Source organism: Pantoea sp. JV6, assembly GCF_025910055.1.
GTDB classification, from domain to species: domain Bacteria; phylum Pseudomonadota; class Gammaproteobacteria; order Enterobacterales; family Enterobacteriaceae; genus Pantoea; species Pantoea agglomerans.
In genome coordinates, this window is the sequence record NZ_JAPCIM010000004.1 from 386,365 (window position 1) to 403,602 (window position 17,238).

At 49.9% G+C, this 17,238-nt stretch carries 25 protein-coding genes and 1 pseudogene; 12 read left to right on the top strand and 14 right to left on the bottom strand.

Going from position 1 to position 17,238, the window contains the following annotated elements:
• Positions 1-106: 106 nt before the first annotated feature.
• The 11 genes from OK412_RS08735 to OK412_RS08785 form a co-directional block, all read right to left on the bottom strand.
• Complete coding sequence (locus OK412_RS08735; protein WP_264353068.1) at positions 107-874, bottom strand: class I SAM-dependent methyltransferase; 768 nt, start codon at positions 872-874, stop codon at positions 107-109.
• Positions 871-1,554 carry a hypothetical protein gene (locus OK412_RS08740; RefSeq protein ID WP_264353069.1) on the bottom strand — a complete coding sequence of 228 codons (684 nt, stop codon included), beginning with the start codon at positions 1,552-1,554 and terminating at the stop codon, positions 871-873. Before OK412_RS08740 ends, OK412_RS08735 begins: the two co-directional genes overlap by 4 nt.
• Positions 1,555-1,769: 215 nt before the next feature.
• Entirely contained in the window at positions 1,770-2,138 is a 369-nt protein-coding gene (locus OK412_RS08745; protein ID WP_264353070.1) for a RusA family crossover junction endodeoxyribonuclease, read from the bottom strand.
• An 8-nt stretch (positions 2,139-2,146) separates the two neighbouring features.
• The gene (locus OK412_RS08750) at positions 2,147-2,911 is read right to left on the bottom strand and encodes a hypothetical protein (RefSeq protein WP_264353071.1); all 765 of its coding nucleotides are present in this window, start codon (positions 2,909-2,911) and stop codon (positions 2,147-2,149) included.
• The gene (locus OK412_RS08755; RefSeq protein ID WP_264353072.1) at positions 2,908-4,224 is read right to left on the bottom strand and encodes a ParB/RepB/Spo0J family partition protein; all 1,317 of its coding nucleotides are present in this window, start codon (positions 4,222-4,224) and stop codon (positions 2,908-2,910) included. Before OK412_RS08755 ends, OK412_RS08750 begins: the two co-directional genes overlap by 4 nt.
• Positions 4,221-4,343: a hypothetical protein gene (locus tag OK412_RS08760; RefSeq protein ID WP_264353073.1), complete on the bottom strand. Its 123-nt coding sequence runs from the start codon at positions 4,341-4,343 to the stop codon at positions 4,221-4,223. Before OK412_RS08760 ends, OK412_RS08755 begins: the two co-directional genes overlap by 4 nt.
• Positions 4,340-4,774: a PerC family transcriptional regulator gene (locus OK412_RS08765; RefSeq protein ID WP_264353074.1), complete on the bottom strand. Its 435-nt coding sequence runs from the start codon at positions 4,772-4,774 to the stop codon at positions 4,340-4,342. Before OK412_RS08765 ends, OK412_RS08760 begins: the two co-directional genes overlap by 4 nt.
• A 12-nt stretch (positions 4,775-4,786) precedes the next feature.
• The gene (locus tag OK412_RS08770; protein ID WP_264353075.1) at positions 4,787-5,683 is read right to left on the bottom strand and encodes a conserved phage C-terminal domain-containing protein; all 897 of its coding nucleotides are present in this window, start codon (positions 5,681-5,683) and stop codon (positions 4,787-4,789) included.
• Positions 5,661-5,855: a DUF4222 domain-containing protein gene (locus OK412_RS08775; protein WP_167432802.1), complete on the bottom strand. Its 195-nt coding sequence runs from the start codon at positions 5,853-5,855 to the stop codon at positions 5,661-5,663. The genes OK412_RS08770 and OK412_RS08775 overlap by 23 nt, the downstream gene beginning before the upstream one ends.
• Before the next feature lie 186 nt (positions 5,856-6,041).
• Positions 6,042-6,590 (bottom strand): YmfL family putative regulatory protein, encoded by a 549-nt coding sequence (locus OK412_RS08780; protein ID WP_192377684.1) that lies wholly within the window; start codon positions 6,588-6,590, stop codon positions 6,042-6,044.
• Positions 6,591-6,603: 13 nt separating this feature from the next.
• Positions 6,604-6,858 carry a helix-turn-helix domain-containing protein gene (locus OK412_RS08785; protein ID WP_264353076.1) on the bottom strand — a complete coding sequence of 85 codons (255 nt, stop codon included), beginning with the start codon at positions 6,856-6,858 and terminating at the stop codon, positions 6,604-6,606.
• A 97-nt stretch (positions 6,859-6,955) separates the two neighbouring features.
• Between OK412_RS08785 and OK412_RS08790 the strand changes: the two genes are divergently transcribed.
• From OK412_RS08790 to OK412_RS08830, 9 genes are all read left to right on the top strand, one after another.
• On the top strand, positions 6,956-7,651 hold the full coding sequence (locus OK412_RS08790; RefSeq protein WP_110330202.1) for an XRE family transcriptional regulator: 696 nt from the start codon (positions 6,956-6,958) through the stop codon (positions 7,649-7,651).
• 905 nt (positions 7,652-8,556) lie between these two features.
• Positions 8,557-8,715 (top strand): DUF1317 family protein, encoded by a 159-nt coding sequence (locus tag OK412_RS08795; RefSeq protein WP_110330201.1) that lies wholly within the window; start codon positions 8,557-8,559, stop codon positions 8,713-8,715.
• Between the two features lie 10 nt (positions 8,716-8,725).
• Positions 8,726-9,169: a hypothetical protein gene (locus tag OK412_RS08800; protein WP_264353077.1), complete on the top strand. Its 444-nt coding sequence runs from the start codon at positions 8,726-8,728 to the stop codon at positions 9,167-9,169.
• Positions 9,166-9,570: a hypothetical protein gene (locus OK412_RS08805; protein WP_052271435.1), complete on the top strand. Its 405-nt coding sequence runs from the start codon at positions 9,166-9,168 to the stop codon at positions 9,568-9,570. The genes OK412_RS08800 and OK412_RS08805 overlap by 4 nt, the downstream gene beginning before the upstream one ends.
• 10 nt (positions 9,571-9,580) lie before the next feature.
• Complete coding sequence (locus tag OK412_RS08810) at positions 9,581-10,201, top strand: hypothetical protein (RefSeq protein ID WP_264353078.1); 621 nt, start codon at positions 9,581-9,583, stop codon at positions 10,199-10,201.
• Positions 10,201-10,860 carry a hypothetical protein gene (locus OK412_RS08815; RefSeq protein ID WP_264353079.1) on the top strand — a complete coding sequence of 220 codons (660 nt, stop codon included), beginning with the start codon at positions 10,201-10,203 and terminating at the stop codon, positions 10,858-10,860. The genes OK412_RS08810 and OK412_RS08815 overlap by 1 nt, the downstream gene beginning before the upstream one ends.
• The gene (locus OK412_RS08820; RefSeq protein WP_264353080.1) at positions 10,860-11,144 is read left to right on the top strand and encodes a hypothetical protein; all 285 of its coding nucleotides are present in this window, start codon (positions 10,860-10,862) and stop codon (positions 11,142-11,144) included. The genes OK412_RS08815 and OK412_RS08820 overlap by 1 nt, the downstream gene beginning before the upstream one ends.
• Complete coding sequence (locus OK412_RS08825; RefSeq protein ID WP_264353081.1) at positions 11,144-11,482, top strand: hypothetical protein; 339 nt, start codon at positions 11,144-11,146, stop codon at positions 11,480-11,482. Before OK412_RS08820 ends, OK412_RS08825 begins: the two co-directional genes overlap by 1 nt.
• A gap of 52 nt (positions 11,483-11,534) precedes the next feature.
• On the top strand, positions 11,535-11,726 hold the full coding sequence (locus tag OK412_RS08830) for a helix-turn-helix transcriptional regulator (RefSeq protein WP_264353082.1): 192 nt from the start codon (positions 11,535-11,537) through the stop codon (positions 11,724-11,726).
• Here OK412_RS08830 and OK412_RS08835 read toward each other — a convergent pair.
• Positions 11,707-12,885 carry a tyrosine-type recombinase/integrase gene (locus OK412_RS08835; protein ID WP_264353083.1) on the bottom strand — a complete coding sequence of 393 codons (1,179 nt, stop codon included), beginning with the start codon at positions 12,883-12,885 and terminating at the stop codon, positions 11,707-11,709. The genes OK412_RS08830 and OK412_RS08835 overlap by 20 nt on opposite strands.
• 212 nt (positions 12,886-13,097) lie before the next feature.
• On the opposite strand from OK412_RS08835, the pseudogene pqqU reads away from it, so the two are divergent.
• From pqqU to OK412_RS08850, 3 genes and pseudogenes are all read left to right on the top strand, one after another.
• Positions 13,098-14,972 (top strand): annotated as a pseudogene (gene pqqU, locus OK412_RS08840) (TonB-dependent receptor PqqU); the annotation flags it as partial.
• A gap of 91 nt (positions 14,973-15,063) precedes the next feature.
• Positions 15,064-15,888, top strand: coding sequence for an RNase A-like domain-containing protein (locus OK412_RS08845; RefSeq protein WP_010245254.1), 825 nt, complete (start codon positions 15,064-15,066; stop codon positions 15,886-15,888).
• Positions 15,857-16,198, top strand: a complete 342-nt coding sequence (locus OK412_RS08850; RefSeq protein ID WP_010670106.1) for a contact-dependent growth inhibition system immunity protein — start codon at positions 15,857-15,859, stop codon at positions 16,196-16,198. Before OK412_RS08845 ends, OK412_RS08850 begins: the two co-directional genes overlap by 32 nt.
• A 13-nt stretch (positions 16,199-16,211) precedes the next feature.
• On the opposite strand, the gene OK412_RS08855 is transcribed toward OK412_RS08850, so the two are convergent.
• Positions 16,212-16,772, bottom strand: a complete 561-nt coding sequence (locus OK412_RS08855) for an isochorismatase family protein (RefSeq protein WP_010245270.1) — start codon at positions 16,770-16,772, stop codon at positions 16,212-16,214.
• A 15-nt stretch (positions 16,773-16,787) separates the two neighbouring features.
• Positions 16,788-17,213 (bottom strand): MarR family winged helix-turn-helix transcriptional regulator, encoded by a 426-nt coding sequence (locus tag OK412_RS08860; RefSeq protein ID WP_010245273.1) that lies wholly within the window; start codon positions 17,211-17,213, stop codon positions 16,788-16,790.
• Positions 17,214-17,238 lie beyond the last annotated feature (25 nt).

Genomic DNA, 17,238 nt, shown 5'->3' on the forward strand with positions numbered 1-17,238 from the left:
TCCACACACTGTTTTTAACCGGCCACGCCACATCACCTGCATGTGAAAGAGGCCGACCTTTATCTCAGGCATCTGCAATATGCCTGGTCATCATGCTATAACTTCTTTAGCTTCTAACCCATTTAAATGCTAAAAACCGAGGAAAATCCCACGAATTTGGATATAACGACTGAATCTCATTTTTAGGCATCGGCTCCGAAATATTAAGCAACTGAAAACCATATTTAGAAAAGATTGAAATATATTTCTCCAACGGCCTATGAATGTGTGTGGTTTTAAATTCCGAGCCAGATAAAGATATCTTAAAAGGAGATTTAATCATTATCTCTTCTTTATAAGAAAACCACGACTCTTTTTCGTAACCCCAGTACCTTGGCCAGAAGCATGGGTGAGGAATAGTTGCAACAAACTCATCACCTGACTTTGAAACCTTTGATAATTTACTAGCAAACTTGTCAAGATGAGGATCTGCCGAAAGCATCATAGCAGCCAAGAAAACTTTTTTCTCGTATGAAGCATTAAATAACTCTTCTACACAATCTTCAAAATCTGAATGAACAAAAGATATATTAGTAAATTTGGAAAGAATTGACTTTGCTACTTCCAAACTTCGGGCTGATGGCTCTACACATATAATCTCCTTAAACCGTCTAGCAAGGCATGAAGTAAGTTCTCCTGTACCTGATCCTATATCTATCAGAGTTGCGTGAGTATCATGGGCTAAAAGTGACTCAACTAAAGGTACCATCACATGAGTGAATGTGATGTCTAAACCTGCGCTTATCTGACGATGTCTCTCATCAGCCAAGTTGTCCCACTCACTAGCTAACTCAAGAGAGGATATATTTTTGATGTGTGAGAATCTTGGAATCATAACTCGTTTCCATTAATTTTTTCTGAGGCATTTTTTGCGATTTGAACAAGCTCATTAGCCAAGTTAAAGGCGGGATGAGAACCAGTGTCGAACTCTTCAATTATATGTTTATCTGATTTGGCTCTACCAATTGCCACTTGGCTACCATCTCTACCGTAGTAAGCAATAGTAAATCGAGCACTTGGATTAATAAGTAACTCCACACCGTAAACATAAATTTCAGCACCTTCTTTTTGTAACTCCTTTGATAAAGTAGTATGAGTTGGTAAACAGATAATTAATTCGCCACTTTTTGCTTTTTTTGTCAGAAGAAACTTTGATCGCTCATCACTAGCCCAACTCATGTCCCGAGTCCATATTGCTACTCGCCCCCCATGGGCAATCCAGCTAAGCATATATTTCTTTATTGAAGCTGAGTCCGATTGTTTAAAGATATGCTTTCCATCAAGATTAGAGATTTCATAGTAGACCAAAAAACTGTATAACATAAGCAAAACTATAATTACCGTAGCTATAGCTGCAGCAATCCAAGGTGTTATCTTACTATGGTCCACTAAAGGGTAAAGTGTAGCAAACAACCCGACCATACCTAAAAATATAAGAACCAGTTTTACTGTAAGCGCCTTGTAATCTTTAGACCACTTAGGACGGGGCCATTCATCTTCACTTATATTTGACATTTTTTATCCTTAAAATTTCGTTCTCTTGTAAAGGCCAAGCATGTACAACCTGTCGGATGCCATGTTGAATGAACTAATAGTAACAATAAAATATTATCATAAATGATGAGCTTCCATAATTTGTTTTATGTTTTATGAATACAGCATGATCTTCATTGCGCCTCAAGTGGCTTACAAAAATTTTTAAAACACACAGCTCACGCTCATTGTGTACGTTAGTGCGCTATACCCCCCCTAAAAGGCTTAATCGTAATGTCTGCTTTGCCTTTCTTAACCTGGACTCCCCATTCCACAGTGAATCGCTTAATCTGCTTATCATCGCCCCATACACCCGCATGTGTAAGGCTGTCGAATAATGCTTTGAGATAGTTATCAAGATCACGCTGGCGCTTGTCTGGGGGGAACAGCAGCACGCTAACCTCAACATTCCCTGTAATCGGCTGAGGTCGGCGTTTAAGTTGCTCCATGACGGCGGCAAGCGCATTGGAGCGGAAACAGCGCCCGGAGGCGCTGATCAATACTCCCTTTCTGGTATTACGCCAGTACGTGTTAACGCTTGGTGGGAAGGGCAATGTAAGTTTCATATTTCTCTCTACACCGCCAGCTGAAACTGCATGTTGAACCTGTCCCGTTGCTCGCAGTAATTCAGTGAGCCAGGGCTGTTGTGTGACTCGATACGTTCGACCATCAATGCAGCGCGGGTTTCTTTTGATGCCGGGGCATACGCTCCTGACCATGCCTTATCGATACCAATATTTCTGGCAACGTTAGTGCTGTCAGCGCTCGCCAGCGGTAGTTTGGTGAAAATTAGAGGATTGAGCATGCGAAGGCCGTGAAGCTTGGCGATGGGCTGACCGAACTCATCTGTAACGTGACGAATAAGGTCTTTCATACGCGCTACAGCAAGGTTGGGACGCTTAACGTCGTACTCTCCGCAACTACCGATCGCTACGCGCGGATACTCATTGCAAAGCCGGATGAATCGATCATCGCTCTCGTTCATGTGCCATACCGGTACGCCAGAGCAAATTCCGTGAGGCCACTCATCAATAAGTGCATCGTTCTCAGACTCATCACCGTTGATTACGTCAGGAATAATGGCGAAATCACAACCAGGGTGATTCAACCATTTTTTCGCCCATTCATAGTACGGCCCCCAGCCCTTAAAAGTGCTCTTTCCCTTTTCAGCGCGCTTCCATTCGGGATATGCACCGTTATCAAGAAAGAACGATTGGCAGTACTCTGCAGCCAGATTAATTTGCCCTGGGTTTGCAAATGAAATGCAGGCGTGCCGCCCTTTCCATGCCCGAATGGCACATGTATCAGGTGTTATAGGTCCACCATGGTAATGGATCATGCAACCCTCCCAGCCAAAGCGGGCAGTTCTTTAATTGCCTGACGCAGCATGCGGATGTTTGTCCAGCAATCACGGTTAGTCTGCTTCACCAGCGCGATAAACTCCTGAACTGTGCACGGCCTGTCCTGGCGAACGTCAATCAGCACCGCTGAAAAACGCTGCAACTGTTCCTTTGCCAGCTCTGGATCATCGTACTGCTCTGACACCCACAGCTTCAGTTCAAGATCGTCATGATGCTCTTTGATGAGGCGCACCGCTTTAGCAATGGTCTCTGCCGGAACTGTCACACAGGTAGGGTTCTCAACGGAGTCCGCCGCCCAAGTATGCGCGTACTTTGATTCGCTGTAGGTGTACTCAGCTTTCATTTTGAATGCGGCAATAACGCACGCCCACGCTTCAACACCGCTTTGCTCAAGGATTTCGTGCTTCAGCAATGGCAGGTCATCACCGTCCTCTGCCTTAACTGCTGCCGGTTGTTTGCTTACTGATTGAGTCACACCGTAGTGCTCTTTGGCGATCAGGATAATATCCATGAGCTCAGCGGCCTGCAGGTCAGTTTCAAACGTCAGCGTAATGCGTGCGCCTTCATCGCTCTGCTCTGTCTGAGAATGTTTAGCAATCAGTTCTGCAAGCTTACGTGCCTGGGCAGCACTGAACTGCGGCATAGCATCGGTCTTAGTCAGCTTCTTCTTCCCTGCCGCTTTCGCCTTCTGCATCTGCTCCTGTGCTACTGATGATGCTTTCACGCCATGCTCACGCTGCAGGGCTACTGCTGTGGTTGCGGCCACTTCGCCAGACTTCACCATCTCAATCAGAGGTTCGCCAACGGTCAGTAGCTGCAGGTGCTGTTCAACGTCGGTGATCGAACGTTTCACCTTGGCGGCGATTTCGGCTGGCTCTAAACCCTGGTTAACGAGACGCAGATAGGCTGCTGCCCGCTCCAGCGGCAACAGGGCGCGTCCCTGGCTGCTGGTGACCATGAATGCCACACTGTCTGCTTCACTGCCCACGAAGTCTTTGCACTCAAGGCGCAGCGTATAGCCTGCTTCCTGTGCCAGCTTCGCACCGTAATAGCGGTGATGGCCATCGATGATCTTAATGCCCTTTTCGGTGACCTTGACAGCCAGCGGAGGCACGTGTTCACCAGCGATAAAGGCGTCGCGGAACTCCTCGACATGGGTCTGATCGATATCACGAATGTTGTAATTGGTTTCGACATACAGCTCATCAACGCCCAGCAGGTAGGTTTTACGGGTAGTGATGTCGGTATCGCTATTTTTTTTGTCGTCGTAAATGCGCGCTAATGTGCTCATGCTGTGGTCAGCTCCCATGTCAGGACAAAAATCAGGGCGGCAATCATCACCGCTGCGGTGCGGATGGCCTGGTAGAAAATCTCATTGCGTTGGTAGTGGCTCTTCAGGTGCGCTTTCATTGGCGATCCTCACTCAGGAAGCTTTCGCCAATACGGCCTGTATCAAGCCCGCCATAGCTGCCACAGTTAAGCGAGCCTCTTGCGGCACAGCGGTCGCAGTTCTCTTTGGCTTCATTGCGGGATGCATCGAACCGGGCCACCAGCATCGCTTCACGCCAGACCTGTGCAGCACGCAGCCAGAACCCTTTGGTCTCCAGTTCGGTAGCCTGCATCGCCAGCTGGCGATGCTTTTCGCTCTCTTCTGGCACCGGCGCGGTGTTGATCGAATAACTCCAGTCGCTGGCACGCTTGAGAGTCCCTCTGGTGAAAAGTGGTTTGATAAAGCGCTTCACTGAAGTCTCATGCAGGCCGGTAAGCTTGCAGAGTTCGCGCACCTTCAGCGGGCCATTGCGGGTAATCAGTTCAAGAATTTTTGATTCGTGGTTAATCATCGCTCTATCCCCTTATGCGCCGCGAAAGCCGTTAGGAATTTCATAGTCCATTGATGAGATAGCCATCACATCACGCTGCCACTTACCGTTGATGCACTTAGGCCGCCCCGCTTTATCCCACTTCTGAGCGGAACTCAGATAGCCGGGGAACTTACCCGGACGGAAAATTGTTTCCGGTCGGACGTACTCACACATTTTTGGGTCTTCAGCCCACTTCGCGATTGAGTAATCCACAGTGAGGATCAGTTCATCAGCAGTGAAATCTTCAGCAAGCCGACCGCGAATTGGTGCCAGTGAGGATTTTGATTTCTGAAAGCGCATGCCTGCTGCGCGGTTCAGGTGCTCCAGAACGCTAAAAGCAGCTTGATTTGCATCAGGGGCATGGTCGGGTTGCCCCGCAACCTGACAAGAAGGGGTTGTTGTAATCTCTGTAGTATTCTCTGTTGTATTCTCTGTTGTATTCTCTGTAAGACGAGGGCAATTTGCCCCCATCGATGGGGTTAAAATGCCCTTATCGATAGGTGCAGCTTGTCCTTTTCGATGAGTGCAACTTGCATCCTTCGATGAGGGCAATTTGCCCTCATCGGCCAACAGTGGGTTTGCGTGGTTAATTGCGTAGAAATTCGTGCGATCATGTTGAGTCTTTTTCAGCTGCTCAACATAGATGAGCCCGCTTTTCTTAAGCGAGGTCAGAGCACGTTTAACCGTATCTGACGACCACCAGGGGAATTGTTCATTCCAGTCTTCAATGGTGTTATAAACCCAGCGCCGGCCTTCATGCTCAACGCCAGATGTGGTGTCCTCCAGCCAGTAACAAATCTGCTGCAGCACGATGGCTTCATTCAAACCAATCCGCTGGGCAAGCATCGGGCTAATCACGAGAGGCTTAACCTTCAGAAGTAAACTCATTGGCTACCTCGACCTCTCTAAAATATTGCTTAAACCGTTCGAGAGAGCTGAAGCACTCACCATGTTCATAGTCGTCACGCAGGTAGATAACCCGGTCGTTCTCTGGCTCCCAGCGTATGACCCGTACAGGGACGCCGCGCTTATCGCGGAAGATTCGGTCAAGCTCTCGCATTTGGTCGCCTTCATTCGCTGGTTAGCATCGCCCACAGCCCAGTCAACAAAGCTGTGGTTAACTTCCTCTGCGCCGCCTGGTACATTAAGCACATACCGCAGCGGCTCACTGCTGAAGCGGCCACCAGCTGAAGGGAGGCAACGGAATTGCGGTAACCCTGGTAATCTGGTTAAATTGATCACGCGATTAGTTCTCCACACACGTTGATTTAGTCGCATCGAACGCCGCGGGCTGCAATCCTGCGGCGTTCACCTTTTCTGGGGGGCAAAACACGCGGTACAGCAGCGTCAGATGCTCCTGCCACTTAGCCATAACCTGATAGCTGTTCTCTTCAATCTGCTCACGCTCCGCCGCATCAATTAGGCCGTCAGCTGTTGCTTTGCGAATATAGGCAGAGTGCTTGCCAATCCACTCAACTGACTCCATCAGTCGCTGATTGATATCTGCGTTATCAACATCCTCAATATCCACCAGCGGAACGTTGACGCTGTTTGACTGACGGGACACCGCATTAGCGATGTGCTTGGTGCCGCTTGCCTGTTGCAGGACCATCGCCCAACCCATTGGGAAAATCTGATCGCCATTAGTGCGCAGGCGGTTAAATAGAGCATCCTCAGTAACACCCAGCCATTCGGCAGCTTCTGCATACCCACCCGGAAGACTTGAGATGGTCTTTTTAATTGATGCCACCAGCCAGGCTGGTTGCTTTTCTACTTGCCAGTGCTTTTGATCCACGGCTAAACCCTCTCTACTGTGGTTTCGCTACTGTTGGAGTAGCTGATAAAGTTTTGGAGTCGGTCTGAAAGCGCTGGGGATAAAGAATCTCCAGTTCAGTGATTTCGCCGTGAAAAAACACGGCTAAGCGCTCAGCAACATCCAGTGATGCAACCTGAAGACCTCGCTCAATGCGGCTTAGGTTTCCGACATCCAAGTGAATAGCTACAGCAACTTCACTTAGGGTTTTTCCTTGCGACTTGCGCAATATTCTTAATGGTGAATGCATTTTTGCCCCCTTAATTGCGTAACATGCATATTATTTCACGCAATCAGATTGCGCAAGTTAATTTGCGTTTCATGCAAACCAGCCATTAAATAGGCACATGAACATAGGAAATCGAATCAGAGAACTTCGCCTTGCGCGAGGAATGAGAATCAATGATCTGGCTGATGCCGTTGGCGTCGATCAGGCAAATATTTCACGCCTTGAGACAGGAAAACAAAAATCCTTTACTGAGCAATCGCTTAATAAAATCGCAAATGCTTTAAATGTGAGTCTCGGCGAATTATTTATTCCCTCCGGTCCAGAAAATACTGTATATAATGACAGTAAGGATATCGTTAAAGGCATACAAGGGGGGGATGTGTATCGTGTGGAATTGCTTGATGTAAATGTGAGTGCTGGCCCAGGGGCGTATGTAGGAAGTGACATTATTGATGTCATACGCTCTATTGAGTACAACACAGAGCATGCCAAGAACTTCTTCGGTGGTAAGCCTCAATCCACTGTTAAGATGGTCAACGTACGCGGCGACAGCATGTCAGGAACCATTGAGCCTGGAGATCTGATTTTTGTAGATGTTTCAGTGACTCAGTTCGATGGTGATGGGATTTATGTCTTTGGCTTTGATGGGAAGATACACATCAAGCGCCTGCAGATAGTTCCTGACAAAATCGTCGTCATTTCTGATAATACTCGTTATCGGGACTGGTTCATTGATGAAACTAATGAGCACCGCTTTTACATCTTTGGCAAAGTCATGATCAGTCAGTCGCAATCGTTTAAGCGACACGGCTAGCCCTCAACTGAGTCCAATAAAACCCGGCCTGACCGGGTTTTTTTGCGCCTGCAGCATTCAAATTTTGCAATTAACGCATTTTATTACTTGCGTTATATGCATATCGGTTTTATTGTTTATCTCAACAGCGGTTACTTAGGTGGGATAGCAGATGAATTTCTCCAAACAAATGGCTAACAGTAAGCTTTGGGACCTAATTACTTTCCTATACCTATTCCCAGACGCAGACCTTATCTGTGATGGAGATACTGGGGTGGTAACTATGCATTGCGGCAATGAAAGCCTGGCTTACGGTTTAGCGTTTTAAGAGTAAGGAATTGCTGTGTTGGCGGTTACTCATGAGGGTTTGTTTAACCGCCCTTTTTTAAAAAGATTAGAGCAAGCCTCGCTGAAAGAATTTTTGAAAGTTCTTTGAACGAGACTGGATGGCTTACTACTTCAAGACGGTCTCAATAAATGTCCACCAAGTAGCGGTACTGCTACCGATATTAGCGGCGACAAGACTATGCAAGCGGTAAAGGTCGTTAAAACTCGTTAGGCCGATGAGTTCAGATGGCAATAAAGAACAGACAGCCGGGAAAGACCGGCACACAACAGGAAAGAGTATTTGGAGGCGCAGTATTAAGCCGTTGATGAATGCTCTATCCGTTGTGGTGAATGCGGCCAGCGCGCGCGGAAGACTGACAAAGATTGCACACAGTCTAAGAGTTTCCGCTCTGGTGTTTGTCAGTCTGACCAGAGCACCGGGAGGCACCCGGCACCGCAGCAACCTTTCAAGTGTGTGGAGTAATCGGGCTGTGGGTTATTGCAGTAACCCACCAGCCAACTTAAACGAATTCCAAAAGTTTTTATTGCCGTCACTGGCAAGGGATTCATGTAACAAAAAATCGTGTGTGGAGAATTTCATGGAAAAGCCGAACGACCATATAACCGTAGGCATTATCACCCTGCCCTATAGCCATATCCTGAACGGCTGGATATTGCCTGACGGCTCTGTAGTCACCAATCCAATTAAGGCGCAGAACGAAGCTGAGCGCCTTAACAGCACCATCACCATTCACTGAGGGCGATGACATGCATCATTTCAAATCGAATAAAGAAGTCGTCGCTGCCGGCCACCAGTTCGCTAAGAACATCGGGATGGATACTCCTCTGATCGAAATGGCAAAGATGGTGACTGAGCTATCGTCGCGTCTCGACGTTGCCACCGTTCGTGCCAATCTGATGGCTTCAGAAGTGCTGCGTATCAACAGCGTGCTTCCTGACACTATTTCAGCCCTACAGGCAGCAGGCACAGACCTGACGCTGATTGATGACCTGAATGCAGCACTTGCTACGCCAGCCTGCGACCAGTGGATTCGAACACTGCGCGGTGAAGCACTCGGTGAGGCGCGCCGGGCTGTAGCAACTATGGGTAATCAACAGATGCCAGGTACTTCACAAGCGATCAACATCATTTCCCAAATGGAAATGGATTTGCTGCGCTCACGTACCGTAACGCTGAAGGTGGTGTCATGAAAAAGGTCGCCCAATTTCGCCGCAGTAATGGCCCAAATGCTGGTTTCAGTGAAAAGCTGGCCTGGCAGTTATCCAAAGGCCCGGCAACGGGTCGGGAGCTGGCGCAGCAACTCGGTATGACCCTCAGTGAGTTCAACCGTTTGGTCCTTCACATCATGCGGCGCGGTGGTGAAACCCTTCAGGTTGAGGCATCCAATCAGGTCTGTCTCGGTGGCGGATCAATTGACCGCACTTACACCCTGGTCAGAAATCCTCGCCGGGTTGCGCCCCCGCCATGTAAGCCAATGGTTATCAACTACAGCAACGACCGTTCTGAAGAGGCTATTAAGCGCCATCGTGAAGCAGCTGCACGCCGTGCTCGTCTGATTGCCAGCGGGCTGTATCTGGAATGCATGGGTTAAGGGGAAGACGATGAAAGAACAAAACGTTGTGATGTACGAATCTGATGAAGCGGCCAGCATTCAGACTGTTACTGGCTGGGTCGATCGCACTGGTCGTTTCTGGGGTAAAGACGAACACATGGCTCGTTACGCGGGCAGCACGCACCGTATCTGTCAAAAAAACCATGACCATGGCTCCCATGCAACAAATGGCTATTGTGAGAAGTGCTATTCAGAAAGCCGTCAAAAATATTTTGCTTCTCTTGAAAGAAAGGCCTGGGCAGGAGAACCACTCGTTATCTTCGACAACGATAACTACTTTTTTGACTCTGAGTCTCTCGCAGATTACTGCTGGGAGAATTGCTTGTTGCCGAGTGAGCTCCAGTTACTTATTTGCGAGTCGAATTACCCCCGCGAAATCGATATGAATGATCATTGTGAAGAGATCATTCCTGATGGCGGCGATCACCATGATATTACCGAAGCGATATGGCAGGCAGCAGAGGCGCTGAATAAAGCCATTCGAGAAAGCTCTCCAATCTCATGGTCAGGTGGAAAGTTTGCAGCGATCATCTCTGATGACCTGCTAACGGATGAGCAGAAGGCTGAAATTTTTGCTGAGCGCGCTAGTGCCGGTAAGGATGGTGAGTGATGGAAAGAACAAATAAAGGTGAAATCATCATCGGGCCAATTATGGATTTGCGCTTAAAACCAGGCATTGAGCGCACACGTAATGGAAGCATTCAACAGTTCGGTCCTCGCATCGTTAAGGGCGGAAAAGAAATTCAGGCATGTGACTTCTCTATTAAACCAAGCGAAAGAAACCACTACGCACTTGAGATTGAAGGTCAATGGATGTGGGTTAATGGCTGCGGTCACTGCAATCAGAATGGCGAAAAAATGTCTTATGTGGTTTGCGAGGAACACGACCGTTGTCAGTGTTGCAAAGTTAAGCGTGGAGAGGCAACTACAACTCCTCCTCGTAGTGAGTGGGATAGAGGTGGTGCGGTATGGGGTTCGCGTGATGACAACGGTGTATGGGGATGGATGTGCCATGCATGCCACGAAGCCAAAGAGGCTGACAAGCTTTCTGAGGCGCTGGCAAGAATAGTTCCTGATGAAGATTACGACGAATGGGACTTCTATCATGCTGACTCAGCCAAGTGCCCTTGGTGCAGTGCAGAGATTTGCACAGATGAAAGTTACGATGCTGATGATGAGTCTCATGAATGTGATGAGTGCGGGCATTCGTTTTCATTAACTGCCGAACATTCAGTTTCATGGACCACTAAGCGCGTGGAGGGTGAGTGATGGCAAAGACCATGATCGATTTTACCGGCGCGAAGTTCGACCTGAACGGCAGCAGCTGCAACGTATTGCCGGATGGCACCCGAAAGAACGAAGTACAGCACCGCCGGATAATTCTGGCGGACGGCACCGAGTATCAATTTGATCGTTATGGCTGGTCTCGCTGGTTTCCAAACAAAGACCGTCGTCGTTTTTCTGACAGCTCCGGCTACTCCCGAAAATGTAACGACCGTTATAGCTGGATGCTGAATCAGGGCTGGAAAGAAAACTTTAAGGAGGCGGGTTAATGCCTAAATCCCCCGCCGAACGCAAAGCATCGCAGCGTGCCAGGCAGGCCGCTGCCGGTGGTAAAAAGCTGGAGCTGGCTCTGGATAGTCAGGAACTGGAGATGCTGGCGCAGAACTGCGCCGCACGCCGCCCCGGTCGTGAACCGTATGAGCTGAACGAGTACATAGCGCTGTTAATCCGCCAGGACAATGCACGGGTCCGTAGCCGGTTCAGGGCGATGAGTAAGCGCAAGTGCGGTAAGTGTGGTGACAATCTTCCTGTGCAGGATTGCCGATTAAAAGAAGAGTCAGCCTGCTGGGTTCGGCTGGGCTGGCACGAAACAAAACTTAACGTGTGACATGTCACATTGATTAAAATCCTGATGCAGCAGGAATGTGTGGAGAAGAAGAATGGCTAATATTGAAATGATCTTTGAAAGCGAAGCGATGCAAAAAATTGGGGTTACCTCGCGGACAACAATGAGGACTTATGTGATGCATCATTCCTTCCCCAAGCCAGTAAGAAATCGCCCAAAAAAATACTTACTGGCTGAGGTAGAGCAGTGGATTTTAAACGGCGGCGTTAATCAGAGATCAGCTTGATCTGCTCAAAAATCTTGTCAGCGTAAAGTTCATAAGCAACCTTTTGTTCCGCTAACCAATCGTGCTTGTTATAAACTGCAAGCACTCCTCCAAGATCATGCCCCAGCATTTTCTCAATGACATGGGGCGCAATCCCTTCCTCTGCCAAACGAGTAGCCATCGTTCTGCGGAAGTCATGAGCGGTAAATTCACCAAAATTAACCTGATCGCGCAGAAGTCGGACATACCTGGTTGAAGAACCAATGCTCAGCGGAACATTCCTTTCGAAAGCACCGTGAAACAGCAGGCCATTGCCATTATCGATTGACTGTTTGAGTAGTGGCTCGATTTGTTTGAAGATCGGCCTCCTGATGATTTTATTTGTTTTGCTACGGTCTGAGGGTAATGTCCAGATACCCTCTTCAAAATCAAAATCCTCCTTTCGTGACTCTCTCAATTCGCTATTGCGTGATCCATACAAAATGAGGGACTTAATGAGCATTTTGCTCGAAAACGTTGCGGTAGATTTTTCGTTCTCAACCCATATCTTTGCCAACTGCCGATAGGTAAGAACCGTGTCGCCGGTTTTAGGGTTCCTGCCAAATTCTTTGGGATTCAATCTTAGAAGCGATGAGTCTTCAATAAACTGTCTTCGTGAGCACCAAGCTATTGCGCCGCGCAAATGCACCAATAGCTTACGGGCTTTTAATGGATTTGCCTGTTCTTGCTCCGTGAAAAAGTCTACCCAGGCACTGACCGGGATGTGCTCTATTGGTATATCCGCAAAATACTTTTCCATCTCATTAAGCACTATGCGCTCGTACACTTCAGCGGTGCTTTTTCTCAGTGACTGAAGCACATAGTTGTCATACCAATACTTGATGCACTCATGTACGGTAGGCTTCTTCTTTTTAACTAGAAGTTGATGCTTAGGATCGATCCCTTCAGCAATGAGAGATTTATACTCACCGACTTTTATACGAGCATCACGTAGAGATACCGCGGGGTAACGGCCTATCCCAAGTCTGTGTTGGCTGCCATTTATTCTGTACCGGTATTGAAAGCTGACTATCCCTTTAGGGGTTATCCTTATCCCTAATCCGTCAGCATCGGTTATTTCCGCTGGACCGCTGTAAGGTTTGCCATGTAACCCGCGCAGTTTGGTATCGCTAATAGCCATTGTGTACTCACCATAAAATTTCATGACTCAATTTGTACTTAAATGGCATTGTACACAGATGTTTATAGGTGTACAGAAGTGATGGCAAGTGCAATTAAATGAGAAAATAATATATTTAAAATCAAATATATATGAGCTTAATTGGTGATTATTAAACGCTGCTGTTTTTAGATGAACATTAGATTCGGAAACGCCAGAACTCTAAACATAAGAGGCAAAATTACGCACAGGACCTGCAGCTGTCGATGCGTGGCTTTGGCTCCCGCTCAACCTACGGCGTACGCGGGCTGCGCATCTATGTGGATGGCATCCCGGCCACCATGCCGGATGGTCAGGCGCAGACCTCCAATATCGATATCGGCTCGATTGATCATGTTGAGGTACTGCGCGGCCCGTTTTCTGCGCTGTATGGCAACGCTTCGGGTGGCGTAATCAATGTCACTACCCAGCAAGGACAACAGCCGACCACGCTTGAAGCCAGCAGCTGGTATGGCAGTTACGGCAGCTGGCGCAACAGCGTGAAAGCCAGCGGTGCGACCGGTGACGGCAGCCATGCCGGGGATGTTAACTACACCGTCTCCGCCTCACGCTTCACCACTCACGGCTATCGTGATCACAGCGCTGCGCAGAAGAACCTCGGCAACGCCCGACTGGGCGTGCGTATTGATGATGTCAGCACCCTGACGCTGCTGTTTAACAGCGTTCACATTGACGCGCAGGATCCCGGCGGCTTAACCGAGACGCAGTGGCGTGAGAATCCACGTCAGGTGGTCAGCAACGTCCCGCTTTATAACACCCGTAAGACTGTCGATCAGACTCAGGGCGGCCTGCGTTATCAGCGCCAGATGAGTGAAAATGACGACCTCAGCGTGATGCTCTACGCGGGCATGCGCGAAACTACCCAGTTCCAGTCGATCCCTGCAGCCGTGCAGCGCAACCCGTCTCATCCCGGTGGCGTGATCGCCCTGACCCGCCACTATCAGGGCGTCGATACCCGCTGGACCCATCGCGACACGCTACTGTCGATTCCGGTGGCGCTGACCGGCGGACTCGACTACGAAACCATGACCGAGCGCCGCAAGGGCTATGAAAATTTCACGGTCAGCAACGGGGTGACGCAGCTGGGCGAACAGGGCAATCTGCGTCGCAACGAACGCAACCTGATGTGGACGCTCGATCCCTATCTGCAGACCGCCTGGCAACTGACCGATAAGCTGTCGCTGGATGCGGGTGTGCGGTTCAGCACCGTTAACTTTGACTCAAATGACTTCTATATTCAGCCCGGTAACGGCGACGACAGCGGTGATGCGCGCTATCACAAATGGCTGCCCGCTGCGGCACTGAAGTATGCCTTTGATCCAGGCTGGAACGCGTGGATCTCCGCCGGTCGCGGCTTTGAAACCCCGACCATCAATGAGCTCTCTTACCGTTCGGATGGCGCGACCGGTCTGAATCTGGGGCTGAAACCGGCCACCAGCGATACGCTGGAAATTGGCAGCAAGAAACGCATCGGCAATGGCCTGATCAGCGCGGCGTTGTTCCAGACCGATACCCAGGATGAGATTGTGGCGGATGCCAGCAGTGGCGGACGCACTACCTATAAAAATGCCGGTCAGACCCGCCGTCGCGGTCTGGAGTTAAGCCTGGATCAGCAGTTTGCCTGGGACTGGCGTCTGAAGATGGCCTACACCCTGCTGGATGCGCGCTATCGCACTAACGCCTGCGGCAGCGACAGCTGTGACGGCAACCGCATTCCTGGTATTGCCCGTAACATGGCTTACGCCGGACTCGGTTACCTGCCGGAACAGGGCTTTTATGCAGGCAGTGAGGTGCGTTATCTGAGCCAGATCGCCGCTGAAGATCAGAACAGCGTGAACACCCCGTCCTACACCGTGGCAGCGGTTAACAGTGGCTATAAGTGGCTGGTTGAGAACTGGACACTGGATCTGTTTGGCCGGGTCGATAACCTGTTTGACCGGCACTATGTGGGTTCAGTGATTGTGAATGAGAGTAATGGTCGCTATTTCGAATCCGCGCCGGGCCGCAATTACAGCGTCGGTTTAACGCTGGGTTACGCCTTCCGCTAAAACAATTCGGGCCACGGCTGTGGTGGCCCGGATATTACCTTCACACGCGAATCAGGCGCGCGAATTGAATTTCTTTTAAGGATTGATTGTTATGGACAACGAGCTACAAATTGCAATGTCTCCGGTACATCTTGCTGCGGTGCTTTCCGATAAGTCAGTTACTGAATCCGAGGGAATGAGCAACCGTCTTATGGGTGGTCTTGACCTGCTCATGGGTAGTCTGGAGTTGGCTGGTGCAACCGCATTGTGTATGGCTCCCGAACCCACCGGGATAACCAAGGCAGCATGTATTGTCGTTGGTGCTCACAGTATGGATAGCATTAATGCTGCAGCTAACCGGGTGCTGACCGGCCAGAATACCCGAACTGCCACCTACCAGACGGCTGTTGCTCTCGCAAAGAAATTTGGCGCTGACGACACAGCAGCATGGAATATCGGTCTGGCCATAGATGTGGGTGTTCCAGCTGCCTTTGGACTTACTGTTAGTGCAGCCCGTGTTGTATACGTCCGGGCGGGTACGTTTAAAATTGCTGAGCATGAGGCTGTCAGCTCAGTAAGGGCTGGCGGCCACACCATTGCTAAGCACGTCGCAATTTCTGATAATGATTTACTCGCCAGGCTGGCCCTCAGCCCAAATATGCACTCAGTATCATCATATTATTCAGTTCAGATTGCAGAAAAAGCGATCAGCTCAGCCCTGAAAGCTAACCGACTACGGATCATTCATTGGGCGAACTGGGGGAATAACGCCAGTCCTCTGGAACTGGTATATCGTAGCAGGGCTGCTGTGGGTTATGGATTCAGGCAGGGTAAAGCGGCAAAAGAAACCTGTTACGCTGTGCGAGTGGTGCTGCTTAAGCAAACTTATAACGGGAAACCTTACTATGTTCTCACGTCTTATCCGTGGATGGGGTGATAAACCCGAGAAACAATACCCGGCGCTAACCGGCATGTTAAGAGTATTTTTAAGCTGCCACCATGACGACTTTGGCAATACCCTCGAAGAAATGCTTCAGAGCTATATTGATCATGACATGCCTGTTATCGAAGCGCGGAATGAAATAAACATCCTGCTTCAGAATGAGGATGATGATTTGAATGTCATTATGTCAGCGATTGCTGGTGAAGAGTTTCGTCCGGCCCCCTGGGGAGAAACGTGGCGCAGTTTTTTGATAAGAGCTGTGGCTGCCCTCAACGGGCCACCGTCGCGGTGGCCCGACGCTTAACGTCACACGCCAATCAGGCGCGCGAATTCAGCTGCGCCTTAATATCCTCACAGCTGCCGGTTTCACCCAGGCGTGGGAAGATCAGGTTCACGCTATTGTTGTGCGTATCCAGGTTGAGATCGGTCATCGCATCGGTCGCCAGCGTGACGTTGTAACCCAGCTCATACGCCTGTCGTGCGGTGGATTCCACGCCGATGCTGGTCGCGATACCACAAATCACTACCTGAGTAATGCCGCGCTTTTGCAGCTCATCGTGCAACGCCGTGGCGTGAAACGCACCCCAGGTTTTCTTGGTGACCGTAAGGTCATTCTGCTGTGGGGTCATCGCCGGAACCAGCGTCGCCCAGTCGGCGGGCAATTCGCCGCTGTGACGTGCCTGCTCATTGCGGCCCGGCGCCCCACCAGCCACGTTAACCAGCACAACCGGCAGATCGTGCGCGCGAAACGCCTCAGCCAGTCCGGCACAGCGTTCGATCACCGGCTGCGGTTCATGAACCAGCGGCAGCGCCACAATGCCATGTTGCAGGTCGATAACAATCAGCGCAGTTTTTGCATCAAGTGTGGTTACAGCCATGTTGAATCCTCAGATTTAATAGTCAGTGAGTCGTTGCAGCAGAGGGAGAACGTCGGTCAGTTGCTGCTGTTCTGCCGGACTCAGTCGCGCTTCCAGCGTCCGGACCAGCCAGTCATCGCGCATCGCGCGACTCGACGTAATCACCGCCAGGCTGGACGTCGTGGGAAGATAGCGGGTTTTACGGCCATCATGGGGATCCGGCTCGCCCGTCACCAGTTCCGCCGCCAGTAACCCGGCGACGGTCGCGCCCATTGACTGGGTGCGTACGCCCTCGGCCGCCGCCAGTTGCGTTACCGTCATCGCCCCATCGCGAACCAGATGACCCAGCACCGCGACCTGCGACCAGGTTAATTCGCCAGGCGGTGCTGACTCGCGCAACCGGCGGCCCAGCTTGCCCACCAGCATGCGCAGCATTGCAGCGGATTCAGTCAGATCGCTCATTACCCGTCTCCATCGATAAGCGAAA

Bases quoted from the DNA above. Each gene is read 5' to 3' on its own strand.
- OK412_RS08735 (WP_264353068.1), bottom strand. From the start codon at position 874: ATGATTCCAAGATTCTCACACATCAAAAATATATCCTCTCTTGAGTTA.
- OK412_RS08740 (WP_264353069.1), bottom strand. From the start codon at position 1,554: ATGTCAAATATAAGTGAAGATGAATGGCCCCGTCCTAAGTGGTCTAAA.
- OK412_RS08745 (WP_264353070.1), bottom strand. From the start codon at position 2,138: ATGAAACTTACATTGCCCTTCCCACCAAGCGTTAACACGTACTGGCGT.
- OK412_RS08750 (WP_264353071.1), bottom strand. From the start codon at position 2,911: ATGATCCATTACCATGGTGGACCTATAACACCTGATACATGTGCCATT.
- OK412_RS08755 (WP_264353072.1), bottom strand. From the start codon at position 4,224: ATGAGCACATTAGCGCGCATTTACGACGACAAAAAAAATAGCGATACC.
- OK412_RS08760 (WP_264353073.1), bottom strand. From the start codon at position 4,343: ATGAAAGCGCACCTGAAGAGCCACTACCAACGCAATGAGATTTTCTAC.
- OK412_RS08765 (WP_264353074.1), bottom strand. From the start codon at position 4,774: ATGATTAACCACGAATCAAAAATTCTTGAACTGATTACCCGCAATGGC.
- OK412_RS08770 (WP_264353075.1), bottom strand. From the start codon at position 5,683: ATGAGTTTACTTCTGAAGGTTAAGCCTCTCGTGATTAGCCCGATGCTT.
- OK412_RS08775 (WP_167432802.1), bottom strand. From the start codon at position 5,855: ATGCGAGAGCTTGACCGAATCTTCCGCGATAAGCGCGGCGTCCCTGTA.
- OK412_RS08785 (WP_264353076.1), bottom strand. From the start codon at position 6,858: ATGCATTCACCATTAAGAATATTGCGCAAGTCGCAAGGAAAAACCCTA.
- OK412_RS08790 (WP_110330202.1), top strand. From the start codon at position 6,956: ATGAACATAGGAAATCGAATCAGAGAACTTCGCCTTGCGCGAGGAATG.
- OK412_RS08795 (WP_110330201.1), top strand. From the start codon at position 8,557: ATGGAAAAGCCGAACGACCATATAACCGTAGGCATTATCACCCTGCCC.
- OK412_RS08800 (WP_264353077.1), top strand. From the start codon at position 8,726: ATGCATCATTTCAAATCGAATAAAGAAGTCGTCGCTGCCGGCCACCAG.
- OK412_RS08805 (WP_052271435.1), top strand. From the start codon at position 9,166: ATGAAAAAGGTCGCCCAATTTCGCCGCAGTAATGGCCCAAATGCTGGT.
- OK412_RS08810 (WP_264353078.1), top strand. From the start codon at position 9,581: ATGAAAGAACAAAACGTTGTGATGTACGAATCTGATGAAGCGGCCAGC.
- OK412_RS08815 (WP_264353079.1), top strand. From the start codon at position 10,201: ATGGAAAGAACAAATAAAGGTGAAATCATCATCGGGCCAATTATGGAT.
- OK412_RS08820 (WP_264353080.1), top strand. From the start codon at position 10,860: ATGGCAAAGACCATGATCGATTTTACCGGCGCGAAGTTCGACCTGAAC.
- OK412_RS08825 (WP_264353081.1), top strand. From the start codon at position 11,144: ATGCCTAAATCCCCCGCCGAACGCAAAGCATCGCAGCGTGCCAGGCAG.
- OK412_RS08830 (WP_264353082.1), top strand. From the start codon at position 11,535: ATGGCTAATATTGAAATGATCTTTGAAAGCGAAGCGATGCAAAAAATT.
- OK412_RS08835 (WP_264353083.1), bottom strand. From the start codon at position 12,885: ATGGCTATTAGCGATACCAAACTGCGCGGGTTACATGGCAAACCTTAC.
- OK412_RS08845 (WP_010245254.1), top strand. From the start codon at position 15,064: ATGGACAACGAGCTACAAATTGCAATGTCTCCGGTACATCTTGCTGCG.
- OK412_RS08850 (WP_010670106.1), top strand. From the start codon at position 15,857: ATGTTCTCACGTCTTATCCGTGGATGGGGTGATAAACCCGAGAAACAA.
- OK412_RS08855 (WP_010245270.1), bottom strand. From the start codon at position 16,772: ATGGCTGTAACCACACTTGATGCAAAAACTGCGCTGATTGTTATCGAC.
- OK412_RS08860 (WP_010245273.1), bottom strand. From the start codon at position 17,213: ATGAGCGATCTGACTGAATCCGCTGCAATGCTGCGCATGCTGGTGGGC.